At 71.8% G+C, this 13449-nt stretch carries 14 protein-coding genes and 1 pseudogene; 6 read left to right on the top strand and 9 right to left on the bottom strand.

What is annotated here, in order from left to right:
- Positions 1-288: 288 nt before the first annotated feature.
- The 3 genes from HUT10_RS41020 to HUT10_RS41010 are packed head-to-tail and all read right to left on the bottom strand — an operon-like array spanning position 289 to position 4103.
- Positions 289-852 (bottom strand): TIGR03086 family metal-binding protein, encoded by a 564-nt coding sequence (locus HUT10_RS41020; RefSeq protein ID WP_176176111.1) that lies wholly within the window; start codon positions 850-852, stop codon positions 289-291.
- A gap of 33 nt (positions 853-885) precedes the next feature.
- On the bottom strand, positions 886-2073 hold the full coding sequence (locus HUT10_RS41015; RefSeq protein ID WP_176176110.1) for a class I SAM-dependent RNA methyltransferase: 1188 nt from the start codon (positions 2071-2073) through the stop codon (positions 886-888).
- Positions 2070-4103 carry an APC family permease gene (locus tag HUT10_RS41010; RefSeq protein WP_176176109.1) on the bottom strand — a complete coding sequence of 678 codons (2034 nt, stop codon included), beginning with the start codon at positions 4101-4103 and terminating at the stop codon, positions 2070-2072. Before HUT10_RS41010 ends, HUT10_RS41015 begins: the two co-directional genes overlap by 4 nt.
- A 93-nt stretch (positions 4104-4196) precedes the next feature.
- Here HUT10_RS41010 and HUT10_RS41005 point away from each other — a divergent pair, with 93 nt between their 5' ends.
- Both HUT10_RS41005 and HUT10_RS41000 read left to right on the top strand, forming a co-directional pair.
- Entirely contained in the window at positions 4197-4862 is a 666-nt protein-coding gene (locus tag HUT10_RS41005; RefSeq protein ID WP_254897245.1) for a TrkA family potassium uptake protein, read from the top strand.
- Positions 4859-5514: pseudogene (locus HUT10_RS41000) on the top strand (TrkA family potassium uptake protein). Before HUT10_RS41005 ends, HUT10_RS41000 begins: the two are co-directional and overlap by 4 nt.
- 539 nt (positions 5515-6053) lie before the next feature.
- Here HUT10_RS41000 and HUT10_RS40995 read toward each other — a convergent pair.
- Both HUT10_RS40995 and HUT10_RS40990 read right to left on the bottom strand, forming a co-directional pair.
- On the bottom strand, positions 6054-6773 hold the full coding sequence (locus tag HUT10_RS40995) for a DUF3159 domain-containing protein (RefSeq protein ID WP_176176107.1): 720 nt from the start codon (positions 6771-6773) through the stop codon (positions 6054-6056).
- A 9-nt stretch (positions 6774-6782) separates the two neighbouring features.
- Positions 6783-7163 (bottom strand): OB-fold nucleic acid binding domain-containing protein, encoded by a 381-nt coding sequence (locus HUT10_RS40990; RefSeq protein ID WP_003074944.1) that lies wholly within the window; start codon positions 7161-7163, stop codon positions 6783-6785.
- 105 nt (positions 7164-7268) lie between these two features.
- Between HUT10_RS40990 and HUT10_RS40985 the strand changes: the two genes are divergently transcribed.
- Positions 7269-7982, top strand: a complete 714-nt coding sequence (locus HUT10_RS40985) for an alpha/beta fold hydrolase (RefSeq protein WP_217709687.1) — start codon at positions 7269-7271, stop codon at positions 7980-7982.
- Between the two features lie 41 nt (positions 7983-8023).
- On the opposite strand, the gene HUT10_RS40980 is transcribed toward HUT10_RS40985, so the two are convergent.
- The gene (locus HUT10_RS40980) at positions 8024-8686 is read right to left on the bottom strand and encodes a DUF3710 domain-containing protein (RefSeq protein WP_176176106.1); all 663 of its coding nucleotides are present in this window, start codon (positions 8684-8686) and stop codon (positions 8024-8026) included.
- Positions 8686-9189: a dUTP diphosphatase gene (gene dut, locus HUT10_RS40975; protein WP_176176105.1), complete on the bottom strand. Its 504-nt coding sequence runs from the start codon at positions 9187-9189 to the stop codon at positions 8686-8688. Before dut ends, HUT10_RS40980 begins: the two co-directional genes overlap by 1 nt.
- A gap of 24 nt (positions 9190-9213) precedes the next feature.
- On the opposite strand from dut, the gene HUT10_RS40970 reads away from it, so the two are divergent.
- Positions 9214-9696, top strand: a complete 483-nt coding sequence (locus HUT10_RS40970) for a DUF3093 domain-containing protein (protein ID WP_176176104.1) — start codon at positions 9214-9216, stop codon at positions 9694-9696.
- A 136-nt stretch (positions 9697-9832) separates the two neighbouring features.
- Here HUT10_RS40970 and HUT10_RS40965 read toward each other — a convergent pair whose 3' ends face one another.
- Positions 9833-10141 (bottom strand): DUF4193 domain-containing protein, encoded by a 309-nt coding sequence (locus HUT10_RS40965; protein ID WP_013224476.1) that lies wholly within the window; start codon positions 10139-10141, stop codon positions 9833-9835.
- A 520-nt stretch (positions 10142-10661) separates the two neighbouring features.
- Here HUT10_RS40965 and cei point away from each other — a divergent pair.
- Complete coding sequence (cei, locus tag HUT10_RS40960; RefSeq protein ID WP_176176103.1) at positions 10662-11345, top strand: envelope integrity protein Cei; 684 nt, start codon at positions 10662-10664, stop codon at positions 11343-11345.
- A 410-nt stretch (positions 11346-11755) separates the two neighbouring features.
- On the opposite strand, the gene HUT10_RS40955 is transcribed toward cei, so the two are convergent.
- A complete protein-coding gene (locus HUT10_RS40955; protein ID WP_176176102.1) occupies positions 11756-12574 on the bottom strand; it encodes an inositol monophosphatase family protein in 819 nt (272 codons plus the stop codon).
- Positions 12575-12641: 67 nt separating this feature from the next.
- Here HUT10_RS40955 and ppgK point away from each other — a divergent pair, with 67 nt between their 5' ends.
- Positions 12642-13406, top strand: coding sequence for a polyphosphate--glucose phosphotransferase (gene ppgK, locus HUT10_RS40950; RefSeq protein WP_176178274.1), 765 nt, complete (start codon positions 12642-12644; stop codon positions 13404-13406).
- Positions 13407-13449 lie beyond the last annotated feature (43 nt).

Raw genomic sequence — 13449 nt, 5'->3', positions numbered from 1 at the left:
ATGCCGCCGCGGTGAGCCGCCGCCGCTCCGCGGCAGCCATGCAGCTACGCAGCGGTCAGCCGCTCAGCCGCCGATGGCGGCTGAGCAGACCGCGCCCACAGTCACCCAGCGACCGCCGAACGCGCCGACCGCTGCCTCACCCCAGTGGGTCACCCTCCACACGGCCCACTGCTCACCGGCCGCCGCGCAGCACGGGTCGCCGAGCACCCCATGGGCCGCCAACCGCCGAACCGGCCGCCGCCGCTGAGTCACCCGCGCCCGCGAGCCGCCCGGCCGCCATGACACCCTCTATCCCCTCACCGCCTTCCGGCCGAGGAACGCCGCCAGCCGATCAGCCGCCGTTGCCTCCCCTTCCGGCTCCACCTCCGGCCCGAACGGCCCGCCCGCCTGCCTCGGCGCCGTCCCGAACCGGGACCGCCACTGCTCCAGCGCCCGCGCGGCCAGCTCCGGCGCCAGATCCCTCGGCTGCCCGGTCGCGTCCGCGATGTCCCAGCCGTGGGCCAGGTACTCGTTCACCCTCATGTGCACCAAGAACACCCCCGGCACCTCGCCGAGCGGTGTCGTCACCTGCCGCGTGAACAACCCCGGCTCGGCCAGCACCTCCCGGGCCGCCGCCACCGATGCCACGAACGCCTCGGCCGGCGAGTCACCCAGGTAGTCACCGTCCGGGGCCGGTGGGCCCGTTCCCGCCCAGAAGGCCACTTTCGCGTTGCCGTGCGCCAAGTGGTTCACCACCGCGCGCACGTCCCACTCCGTGCACGCCGTCGGGAGCGCCCACTGGTCCGCACGGACCGCGGTGACCAGGCCGGTCACCGTCGAAGCTGCGAGGTCGAAGTCGTCGAGAGCAGTCATGGGCACAGTGTGCCGACCACCACCGACAAAAACTCACGACAGCAGCGCCACGCACTCCACGTGGTGGGTCATCGGGAACGCGTCGAACGCCCGCAGGTCCGTGAGCGAGTACCCGTGGGAGGCGAAGGTCGCCAGGTCCCGCGCCAGTGCCGCCGGGTCGCAGGCCACGTACACGATCCGGTCCGGCGCACCCGCCACGATCGACTCCACGACCGCCTTGCCTGCACCCTTGCGGGGCGGGTCCAGCACCACCACGTCGACCGGCTTGGCCGCCGACGCCAGCACGTGCTCCACCCTTCCCGCGTGCCACGAGACCTGCGGCAGGTCCGCGAGGTTGCGCTCGCCGTCGGCGACCGCGCGGCGGCCGGATTCGACCGCCAGCACGTGCCCCGAAGGCCCCACCTGCGCGGCCAGCACCGACGCGAACAGCCCGACCCCCGCGTAGAGGTCCCAGGCCGTGCCGCCGGACGGCGCTTCCGCCCACTCCCCCACGACCGCCGCGAACGTCGACGCCGCCGCCGGGTGGACCTGCCAGAACCCGTGCGCGTCGAGGCGCCAGTCGCGGCCCGCCGCGTGCTGGACCGCGACGCCGCCCGTCAGCTGCCGGGCGCGGACCTTGCCGCGCACCGTCGACAGCTCGCGGACGTGCACGTCGCCGTCGCCGTCGGTCGTCACCTCCAGCTCGCTGCCCGGCCGCCAGCGCCGCGCCAGGACATCGTCGAGCTCGCCGGGCACCGCGATCGGGCAGTCGTCCAGTGCCACCACCCGGTGGCTGTGGTGGGCACGCAGCCCGGCACGCCCGTCGCGCCCGGCGACCAGCCGGACGCGGCTGCGCCAGTCCAGCGGCCCGCCGTCCAGCGCCTCCACGACGACGTCCCGCTCGATGCCGGCCAGCCGCTGCAGCTGCTCCGCCACGACCGACGCCTTCAGCGAGCGCTGGTAGTCCGGCGAGGCGTGCTGCCAGTCGCAGCCGCCGCAGCCTCCCGGGACCGCCAGCGGGCACGGCGGCTCCACCCGGTGCGGGGACGGCGACAGCACCTCGACGGCGTCCCCGCGGCAGAACGAGCCGCCGCTGTCCTCGGTGACCTCGACCCGGACCTGCTCACCCGGCAGTGCGTGCCGGACGAACACGACCCGGCCCTCCGCGCGGGCGACGCAGTGGCCGCCGTGCGCCACCGCCCCGACCTCGACTTCGAGAACACGGCCCAGCCAGCTGGTCATTCGGCAGGCTCCTTGGGCTTCGGCGCCGCGACCGGCTGTCCGTTGGGCGAGAACCCGCGGCGGACGTCGCCGGCGGCGGGGCGCTCGTTGCGGACCCGCGCGGCCGCCTTGGCCGACGACTGCAGCTGCCACGGCACGCTCGCCACGATCACCCCGGACTGGAACAGCAGCCTGCCCTTGAGCCGCAGCGCGCTCTGGTTGTGCAGCACCTGCTCCCACCAGTGGCCGACCACGTACTCCGGGATGAACACGGTGACCACGTTGCGCGGGTTGTCACCGCGCACGCGCTTCACGTAGTCGAGCACGGGCTTCGTGATTTCGCGGTAGGGGGACTCGACGACCTTGAGCGGCACCTTGAAGTTGTGCGCGTCCCACTCGGCGGTGAGCCTCCGCGTGTCGGCATCGTCCACATTGACCGTCACGGCCTCGAGGACGTCCGGGCGCATCGCCTTGGCGTAGGCCAGCGCGCGCAGCGTCGGACGGTGCAGTTTGGACACGAGCACGATCGCGTGGTTGCGCGACGGCAGCACGGTCGGGGTGTCGCCGAGCTCCTTCAGCTCGTCGGCGACGCGGTCGTAGTGCCGCCGGATCGCCGTCATCAGCGCGAAGATGGCCACCATCGCGGCGATCGCGATCCACGCGCCGAGCAGGAACTTGGTGATGAGCACGATCACCAGGACGGTCGCGGTCATGGTCAGGCCGATGGCGTTGACTGTCTGGGACCGCCGCATCCGCCGCCGCGCGCCCGGGTCGGTTTCCCTGGCCAGCAACCGGTTCCAGTGCCGGATCATGCCCGCCTGGCTCACCGTGAACGAAACGAACACGCCCACGATGTAGAGCTGGATGAGCCGGGTGACCTCGGCGTCGAAGGCGATGATCAGGACCAGCGCGAACGCGGCCAGGAACAGGATGCCGTTGGAGAACGCCAGCCGGTCGCCGCGGGTGTGCAGCTGGCGCGGCAGGTAGCGGTCCTGCGCCAGGATCGAGCCCAGCACCGGGAAGCCGTTGAACGCGGTGTTCGCGGCCAGCAGCAGGATGATGCCGGTGGAGAAGGAGATGTAGTAGAACGCCGGCGGGAAGTCGGCGAACACCGCGTGCGCGATCTGCGCGACGATCGTCTTCTGCTCGTAGCCGGCGGGCGCGCCTTCGAGCTGCCGCGCCGGGTCCTCGGCGAACTTGACGTCGGTGATGGTGGCCAGCGTGATGATGCCGACCAGCATGGTGACCGCGAGCAGGCCCATCATCAGCAGCGTGGTGGCCGCGTTCTTCGACTTCGGCTTCTGGAACGCCGGGACGCCGTTGCTGATCGCCTCGACCCCGGTCAGCGCCGCCGCGCCGGAGGAGAACGCCCGCAGCACCAGGAACGCGTACCCGACACCGGCGAAGGTGCCTTCGGCGGTCAGCGTGAAGCCGGCGCTTTCGGCCTTCATCTCGGTGCCGGTGGCCGCCTGCACCAGGCCCCAGGCGACCATGACCAGAATGCCCAGGATGAACCCGTACGTCGGGATCGCGAAGGCCTTGCCGGACTCGCGGATGCCGCGCAGGTTCAGCGACGTCAGCACGACCACGATGACGATCGACGCGAGCACTTTGTGTTGCGCCACCCACGGGACGGCCGAGCCGATGTTGGCCACACCGGACGAAGTGGACACCGCGACGGTCAGGACGTAGTCGACGAGCAGGGCGCTGGCGACGGTCAGGCCGAACTTGCCGCCGAGGTTCGTGTTGGCGACCTCGTAGTCGCCGCCGCCGCTCGGGTAGGCGTGCACGTTCTGCCGGTAGGACGCGACCACGACCAGCATGACCAGGGCGACCATGACGCCGATCCACGGCGCGAGCGCGTAGGCCGAGAGGCCCGCCACGCTCAGTGTCAGGAAGATCTCTTCGGGTGCGTACGCCACGCTCGAGAGCGCGTCGGACGCGAAGATCGGCAGCGCGATGCGCTTGGGCAGGAGCGTGTGAGAGAGCCGGTCACTGCGGAACGGACGTCCGAGGACCAGGCGTTTCAGCACGGTCGGGAACTTCGACACCACGGAAGCGTAACGGTCGGGGCGCACGGTAGGTTCGGCGCTGGTATGTCGGGGGTAAGACGGACGGGTGAACCGCCGAGGAGGAGGCAGGGCGTGCACGTGGTGATCATGGGATGCGGCCGGGTCGGCGCGTCCCTGGCCGCTGCGCTGGAGCGGCTCGGCCACGAGGTGGCCGTCATCGACAAGAACCAGCAGGCGTTCCGCCGGCTCGGCAGCGACTTCCACGGCCAGCAGGTCGTCGGCGTCGGCTTCGACCGCCGGGTGCTGGTCGAGGCCGGCATCGAGCGGGCGGGCGCGTTCGCGGCGGTGTCCAGCGGCGACAACTCGAACATCATCTCGGCCCGGGTCGCGCGCGAGAACTTCGGCGTCGAGCACGTCGTCGCGCGCATTTACGACCACAAGCGCGCGGCGGTGTACGAGCGGCTGGGCATCCCGACGGTGGCGACCGTGCCGTGGACGACCGACCGGTTCCTGCGCACCCTGCTGCCGGACGGCGTGGCGTCGGCGTGGCGGGACCCGTCGGGCAACGTGGCGCTGCTGCAGCTGCCGCTGCACGAGGGCTGGGTCGGGCACTCGGTGAAGTCGCTGCAGGAGGCGACCGGCGCGCGGGTGGCGTTCATCATGCGCTTCGGCACCGGCGTGCTGCCCGACACGAAGACGGTGCTGCAGGCCGACGACGTCGTGTGGGTGGCCGCGCGCTCGGGCACCGTCACCGACGTCACCAGTGTGGCCCACCGCGAACCGGAGGACGAGGCATGAGGGTCGCGATTGCGGGCGCCGGGGCGGTCGGCCGTTCCATCGCCGCCGAGCTGATCGACGGCAGGCACCAGGTGATGCTGATCGAGCGCGAGGCCGACCAGTTCGACCCGCACACGGTCGAGCAGGCCGACTGGGTGCTCGGCGACGCCTGCGAGGTGTCGATCCTGGAGGAGTCCGGGATCGAGCAGTGCGACGTCGTCATCGCCGCCACCGGCGACGACAAGGCGAACCTGGTGGTTTCGCTGCTGGCCAAGACGGAGTTCGCGGTCCGGCGCGTGGTGGCCCGGGTGAACAACCCGGCCAACGAGTGGCTGTTCACCGACGCGTGGGGCGTCGACGTGGCGGTCTCGACCCCCGCATGCTGGCGGCGATGGTCGAGGAAGCGGTGAGCGTCGGCGACCTGGTGCGGCTGATGACGTTCCGGCAGAGCAACGCGAACCTGGTCGAGCTGACACTGCCGGCGGAGACCCCGCTGGCCGGGAAGCCGGTGAGCGAGCTGACGCTGCCGCGGGATGCGGCGCTGGTGACGATCCTGCGGGGTGACCGGGTGATCGTGCCGCAGCCGGAGGACCCGCTGGAGCCCGGGGACGAGCTGCTGTTCGTGGCTACGGCGGACGTGGAACCGGAGATCCGGACGGCTTTGGGTTACTGAGCCCGGATGGGCCCCTGGCGTGTGCCGGGGGCCTTTTCCGTGGCGAGATTTTGGGACTTTCGCGGGCTCGGATGCCCTTTTTGCGGCTTGCGGTGGCCGAAATTGTCGGTGGTGGCCGGTAGCGTAAAAACCGGGGGGTCCCCTTCGCGCGCGGGTTGTGTCGCTTCGCAGCCGGCATGCCTGCGCCCGCGGAATCCCTCTGCGCCCGAAGGCAGCGGGGATTTCGCGCGCCCCGGGCGGCAACGGCGCTGATCCAGCGCGGGCCCCATGCGCTCAGGGGCGCGGCTCGCGTGATCGAGCACGTACCTCGCGTGATTCAGCCCGGAACTCGCGTCGTCAGAACCGGATCTCACGTGACGGGAAAGGCATCTCGCGTGACCGGTGGGGCATCACCCGTGACTGGGCGGGCATCACCCGTGACCGGCGGGGCATCTCGCGTGACTGTGGGGGCATCACGGTGTCCCGAGCGCCGGTGTGGCGAAACTGTCGGTGCCTGCCGGTAGAGTCGAAAACGGGGGCGCCCCCACGCGCGCGGGTTGTCAGGCTTCCGGGGCCGCGTACTTCTCGCGCAGCCGGGCCTCGACCTCCGCGTCGGTCTCCGGGGCCGGCTCGGCCTCGGCCATCGCCTTCAGGCGCTTGTCCGACCGCCGCACCGCCCACACGACCACCAGCAGGCCCAGCGCGTACAGCGGGTACCCCATCGCGATCTTCGCGAAGGCCAGCCAGCCCGTGTAGTCCTCCTGGTACAGCCAGCGCTGCACCACGAACCGCGCCGCGAAGATCGCCGCCATCGCCAGCGTGGCGATGTCGTAGCCGTAGCGGGAGGGCTTGTCGCGCCGCCACGCCTGGCCGGTGCCGTTGAGCATGTTCCAGACCACGCCCGCGATCGGCCAGCGGACCACCACCGACAGCACGAAGATGCCGCAGTAGATCAGGCTCGCGTAGATCCCGAACAGGAAGAACCCCTTCGCCGACCCCGTGCGGTAGGCGATGAACGCCGCGATCGCGACGCCGAAGAACCCCGAGATCGCCGGCTGCAGGGGCTCCTTGCGGACCAGGCGCAGCACGGTGATGGCCACCGCGCTGCCGATCGAGGTCCAGATGGCCGCGGTCAGGCCGAAGAACGAGTTCGCCAGTACGAACACGATCACCGGGACCGACGAGTAGATCAGGCCGGACACCCCGCCCATCTGCTCGAGCAGGGTCGGCTGCGGCTCTTCGCCGTCGGTCTTCTTCTCGCTCGGGGCGGGTTCAGTCACGATGGGTGATCAACTCACTGGGCTCTGGAGCTCGTAATAGGGGTTGTACAGCACCTTCTGGCCGTCACGCTCGGCCATCCGGCCGCGCACCTTGATCGTCCGGCCAGGCTCGATGCCCGGGATCCGGCGGCGGCCGAGCCAGATTAGCGTCACGCCCTGTGTTCCGTCGAACAGCTCGGCCTCCAGCGTGGCGGCCTCGTTGGTCGGGCAGAGCTCGACGCTGCGGAGCCGCCCCATCACGGTGACCTCTTCGCCGGATCGGCAGTCACAGGCCCGCTGCGCCCCCTCGGCGCCCGACCTCATCGACATCTCGTCGGCGTCGAGGTCCTCGACGTCGCTGGTCAGCTTGCGAACCAACCGGCTGAAGTAGCCGCCGTCTTTGGCGGACATAGGTGCTCCTGTGCTCCGGGGCCCCCGACTGTGCATGCGGCCCGTGCGATTTCCAGCGTAGCTGCGGTCCCCGCCAGGGAAACGCCTTTGCGCAAAGATCGCAACGTGACGTCCGCAATCAGAGTTCCCGCCGCGGTCCTGCTGCCCGGTACCGGCTCGGACGAGGTGTTCGTCCGGTCCGTCTTCGAAGGCCCCCTGCGCGCCATCGGCGTCCCGCTCATCGCGCCACCGCCGCCCCCGGGCGGGGCGCTCGCGGACGGCTACCTGGCGGCCCTGGACACGCTCGCGGACGAGCACGGCACCCTCCTCGTCGGCGGCATCTCCTTCGGCGCCCACCTCGCCGCGGAGTGGGCGGTCCGCCACCCGGCCCGTTGCGGGGGCCTGCTGGCCGCCCTCCCGGCCTGGAACGGCGACCCGGGCCCGGCACCCGCCGCGCTCGCCGCGACGCTGACAGCGGATCTGGTGGCCCGTTCCGGCGTCGACGCCGCGCTGGCGCAGACCGCGGGCAGCCCGGACTGGCTGCGGGCCGAACTGGACCGGGCGTGGCGCCGCCACGGCGGCGGGCTGGCGGACGGCCTGCGCGTCGCGGCGGGGCGGCCGTCACCCACCCTCGCCGAACTCGCGGGACTGGCCGTCCCGGCCGGGGTCGGCACGTGCACCGACGATCCGGTACACCCGACGAAAGTCGCAGCGGAGTGGGCGGGCGCACTCCCCCGCGCGGCCCTCGGCGAGACGACGCTCACGGCGCTGGGCACCGACCGCGAATCACTCGGCCGGGCGACCGTCCTCGCCTTCCTCAAGGCCCTCCGGACGCGCTGAAGGCCGCCACCGGGTGCCGGTGGCGGCCTTCGGCGGGCGGGTCAGCCCTGTTGCTGCTGGGCCGCGATGTGCTCGGCGACCGCCTCGGGCAGCGTGATGGTCAGCGGGGTCCGGACCGGCATCGGCGCGTCGCCGCGGTCGACGATGGTCCGCCGGACGATCTCGCGCAGCACCTCGACCGCCGCCGCGGCCTCCGACTGGGGGCCGGCGATGACGCCGCGCAGCATCCAGCGGGGCCGGTCGACGCCGACGAAGCGCAGGGCGACGTCGCCGATGATCGCCGAGATCTCCAGGCCCCACACACCGCGGCCGATGGTGACCTTGGCGCCGTCGGAGCGCAGCTGGTCGGCCAGCTCGGAGCTGACCTCCCGCCACAGGCCGCCCGATCGCGGCGCGGCGTACGCGCTGACCGTGATCTGGCCCTGCTCGGTGACGACGTGCACGGCGCGCACGCCACCGGCCTCCGGGTCCATCTCGACCTGGACCTGGGACCCGTCGGGCACCGGCACCTTCACCGAGCCGAGGTCGATCCGCGGGATGCCGTCGTCTTCGAAGTCCGCGACGTCGAACGGGCCGTCGGAGACGTCCGAAAGCTCCGATTCCTCGTCGTACGCGTCGTCCTCGAAAGTGTCTTCGGCCTCGGGCGCGGCGTGCCGTCCGGCGGACCCGCCCTCGGTCCGCCGCTTGCGTCCGAAAATCCCCACTACTTCTCCGTTCCTTCCCCCGTGGCGGCGCTCGCGGCGAGCGCCGGTGCTCCCAGTGTGGCGTGTCCACCCGTGGAGCCGTAGCCTCCGTCGCCCCGCTCGGTCGCGTCCAGCCGAGCGACCTCGACGAACTCCGCGTGCTCGACCCGCTGGACGACCAGCTGGGCGATGCGGTCGCCGCGCGTCAGTTCCAGCGGGTGCACCGGATCGTGGTTGATCAGGCAGACCTTGATCTCGCCGCGGTAGCCCGAGTCGATCGTGCCCGGGGTGTTCACCACCGAGAGGCCGGCCCGGGCGGCCAGACCCGACCGCGGGTGGACGAACCCCGCGTACCCGGGCGGGAGCGCGATCGCGACGCCGGTGCCGACGACGCCGCGTTCCCCGGGTCCGAGGACGATATCCGAGGTGGTGACGAGATCGGCCCCCGCGTCGCCCGGTCGGGCGTAGGCGGGCAGCGGGACATCCGGATCGAGCCGGGAGAGGAGTACCTGAACGCTGGACACGGGCGGCGAGATTACTCTCTACCCGTGGGTGAATCAGCGAAGACGGCCGCGAACGCCGCGGTCCGGCACTCCGAACGGCTGTACGTCCCGTGGTGGGGCTGGCTGCTGCCGGTGCTGGGAGCGGTCCTGCTGGCGGCCGAGATCGACCTCGGGTACCCGGGGGTCCGGGCGTGGCTGCCGTACGTGATCGCGCTGCCGGTCGTCGCGGCGCTGCTGCTGTCGCTGGGCCGGTCGAAGGTCCGGATCACCGGCGGCGACGAGCCGGAGCTGTGGGTCGGCGACGCCCACCTGCCGCTGCGGTTCGCCGGCGAGGTGGAGGTCTTCGACAAGGAGGCCAAGCGCAAGGCGCTGGGCCGCGACGGCGACCCCGCCGCCTACGTGCTGCACCGCGGCTGGGTCGGCCCGGTCGTGAAGGTGCACCTCACGGACGCGGACGACCCGACGCCGTACTGGCTGTTCAGCACCCGGCACCCGGAAAAGGTCGCCGAGCTGCTCAAGGGCGCCTGAACCCCGGACATGTGGAAGGGGGCCGGCCTGCCGGCCGGCCCCCTTGTCCCCAGCGCGCTTCGAGCCTCCCCGTCGTCGCCCTCGAGGCTCTCCGTCGCGTCTGTTCGTCCCCTGTCCGAGAACCCCTCCGCGCTTGTCAGGCGCAGTCGCGGCAGATCAGGCGTCCGCCGTTGTCCTCGGCCAGCCGGCTGCGGTGGTGCACCAGGAAGCACACGGAGCAGGTGAACTCGTCCGCCTGCTTCGGCACCACCTTCACGGTCATGTCCTCACCGGAAAGCCCGGAAAGGTCGGCACCCGGCAGCTCGAAGTTCTCGGCGGTCGCGTCCTCGTCGACGTCGACGACGCCGGACTGGTTCTCGTTCCGCCGGGCCTTGAGCTCCTCCAACGAGTCTTCGGCCAGCTCGTCGGCTTCGCTGCGGCGCGGAGCGTCGTAGTCGGTAGCCATGTTGTCCCTCACCCCTGCGATCAACTTGTGTAGTCGTTTTCCCGGACTCCCGGATACGCCCGTGAGTCCGCCGTGCCGCTGGTCAACGTTCCAGGGCCCCTGTTTGTGCCCGACGGCCGAAGTGACCGAGGTCTCTTCTTTATGGGCCTCTTCCTGCGGCCGGAGCCCGGGAAGGGTAGCTCACCGCTGTCCGGGTTCTGCAACGAGTCAGACATTGCCGGGGAATCGTCACCCGACAGGGGGAACCCGCAGGTAAGACGCGTTGTCGTCCGTTCGGGTTGCCCGCGGGTGGAGAACCTCACGCGCGACCCGTGTCCGCTTGCCCCGGCCGGCCCCCGCGTGGTGCGATCGCTGCCACGGGGATCGGTCCCGGGCGGGGCCCGCGGACCACTGGTTGAGCACGGGGAACCGGCCGGGTGACCCTGGACGACGCGCGCCGGCTGCAGCGCCTAGGCTGAGCGGCCACGACGGTGCTCGGGTCCGCACCGGCCGGGTTCGGTGTTCGGGAAGGGACGGGCAGGTGGCGTCGGGGAACGGCATCGGGGACCGTGGGGCGCGGCCGTATCGCAAGCACAAGCCGCTCCCGGCGCTGATCGTCATCGGGGTGCTCGCCATCGGCGCGATCGTCGTCTGGGTGAACGCCGCCGTCGGCAAGGGCGACATCGACGAGGCGGTCAAGTGCGACCCGCCCGCGAGCCCGCCGCCGGGCGTGACGTTCAGCAGCCTGCCCCACAACGCGCTCGACGACCGCGCGCCGATCCCGCCGGACAAGGTCGCCTACCGGGTCCTCAACGCCTCGGGCAGCCGCGGCCAGGGCGGCATCACCACGACGGCGCTGCGCGAACTCGGCTTCACCAGCGCGGCCGACCCGGCCAACGACCCGGCGTACGAGAACCGCGAAGCCAAGTGCCGCGGCCAGATCCGCTTCGGCGAGAACGGCGTCACCGCGGCCCGGACGCTCAGCCTCGTGGTGCCGTGCGCGGAGCTGGTCCAGGACAACCGCAAGGACGCGAGCGTGGACGTGGTGACGGGCACGCTCTTCGGCGACCTCCGGCCCCGCGCGGAGGCCCGGCAGATCATCACGCAGCTGGCGGACTGGTCGAAGACCCACCAGGGCGGCGGCGGGAACGAGCAGTCGGCGGGCGCGAAGGCACCGGTGGTGGACCAGACCCTGCTGGCCTCCGCCCGCGACGTAGCCTGCTGACCCGGCCCGCTGTTTCGCACCCCGGCCGCGGGGGCGCCCCCCGTTTTCCACGCTACCGGAGAGCACCGACAGTTTCGGCCGCCCGGACGCTGCCGCCTCGCCGGCACAGCCATGATCGGCTCTTCCCGCCGCCCTCGGCGCGTGTTCGCGAAGCGCCACAACCCCCGCGCGTAGGGGGACCCCCGGTTCTTACGTTACCGGCAACCACCGACAGTTTTGGCCGCCCGAGGCAGATCCTCGCCGCCGGGACCGGCGGTCCCGCATGTCGCGGGCCTCGGTCGAAAGGGGCGGTTCACGTACTCGGAGGGTCGGTCTGCGTACCCGAAGGGTCGGTCTGCGTACCCGAAGGGTCGGCTGCCGAGCCGACCCTCCAGGCACGCGGGCCGACCGTCCCGGTCACCGGGATCCGCTCAGACCTCCGCCGCGCCGCAGTCCGCGAGGATCTTCCGCAGCGGGTCCGCGATCGACGGTGCCGCCGCGTACGTCGCGTCCGCACCCAGCTCCGGTGCCGTCCCCGGCAGCGCCACCCGCGCGCCCGCCTCCGCCGCGATCAGCGCGCCCGCCGCCCAGTCCCAGCGGTTGAGGCCGTGCTCCACGTACGCGTCCAGCCAGCCCGCCGCCACCGCGCACAGGTCCAGCGAGGCCGCCCCGTTGCGGCGGATGTCGCGCACGTGCCCCAGCAGCGAGGCCGCGAACCGCGCCTGGCGCGTCCGCCGTGCCGGCGAGTACGCGAAACCGGTTCCGACCAACGTCACTTCCAAGGCCGACGGCGCCGAGACCGCCAGCCGCCGTCCGTCCAGGTACGCGCCCTGGCCGCGGGCCGCCGACCACACGCGGCCGCTCGCCGGCTCGACCACCGCGCCCGCCACCGACTCGCCGCCGATCTGGGCGGCCACCGAGACCGCGAACCACGGCAGCCCGTAGAGGAAGTTGACCGTCCCGTCGATCGGGTCGACCACCCACGTCACGCCGTCGCCCGCGGCACCACCGCCCTCCTCGCCCAGCACCGGCTCCCCGGGCCGCAGAGCAGCCAGCCGGGAACGCACCAGGCGCTCGGACTCGTGGTCGACCGCGGTCACCACGTCGGTCGCCCCGGACTTGGTCCCGACGGCGACCGCGCGACCGGAAGCCATGCCCTCCCACGCCTCGCGGACCAGGGTGGCGGCTTCCGTCGCGACCTGCACCGCGACGCTTTTCAGCAACGACTCGTCAACTCCCACGTCCGACATGTCACCACATCCGGTTAAAGTCTCCGAGGCAGGCTTCTGAATCGTGCGAGAAGGGACCACGTCCGTGGTGGAGGCGACCCGCCGAGGTTTCGGCATCGACATCGGCGGCAGCGGGATCAAGGGTGCCCTGGTCGACCTGGACAAGGGGCAGCTCATCGGCGAGCGGATCCGGATCGAGACGCCGAAGCCGTCCACGCCGTCGGCGGTGGCGGACGTCGTGCACGACATCGTCACGCAGGCGGGCTGGGACGGCCCGGTCGGCGTGACGCTGCCCGCGGTCGTCAAGAAGGGCGTCGCGCACACCGCGGCCAACATCGACAAGCAGTGGATCGGCACCGACGCCGACGCGCTGTTCGCCAAGCGGCTCGGCGTCGATGTCGACCAGGTGGCGATGCTCAACGACGCCGACGCCGCCGGCATGGCGGAGATCCGCTTCGGCGACCCGGTCGCGCGTACCGGCGTGACCGCCCTGCTCACCTTCGGCACCGGCATCGGCAGCGCGGTGTTCCAGGACGGCAAGCTCGTCCCCAACACCGAATTCGGCCACCTCGAGATCGACGGCCACGACGCCGAGAAGCGCGCGGCGGCGTCGGTGAAGGACAACGAGGGGCTCTCCTACCCCGAATGGGCCAAGCGCGTGCACCGTTATCTGACCGTGCTGGAGAACCTGATCTGGCCCGATCTGTTCATCGTCGGCGGCGGGGTCAGCAAGAAGGCCGAGAAATGGGTGCCGCTGCTGAACATCCGCACTCCGGTGCTGGTCGCGAGCCTGCAGAACAACGCCGGCATCGTCGGCGCGGCGGCCGCCGCGGCGGAGGGCATCCAGCACTGAAACGGCGTTGGGGGTGATCGCTTCGCACCGCATGCGCGTACCG

Origin of the sequence: Amycolatopsis sp. Hca4 (assembly GCF_013364075.1) — a bacterium.
Lineage (GTDB): Bacteria > Actinomycetota > Actinomycetes > Mycobacteriales > Pseudonocardiaceae > Amycolatopsis.
This window is presented reverse-complemented; position numbering and strand designations above follow the sequence as displayed.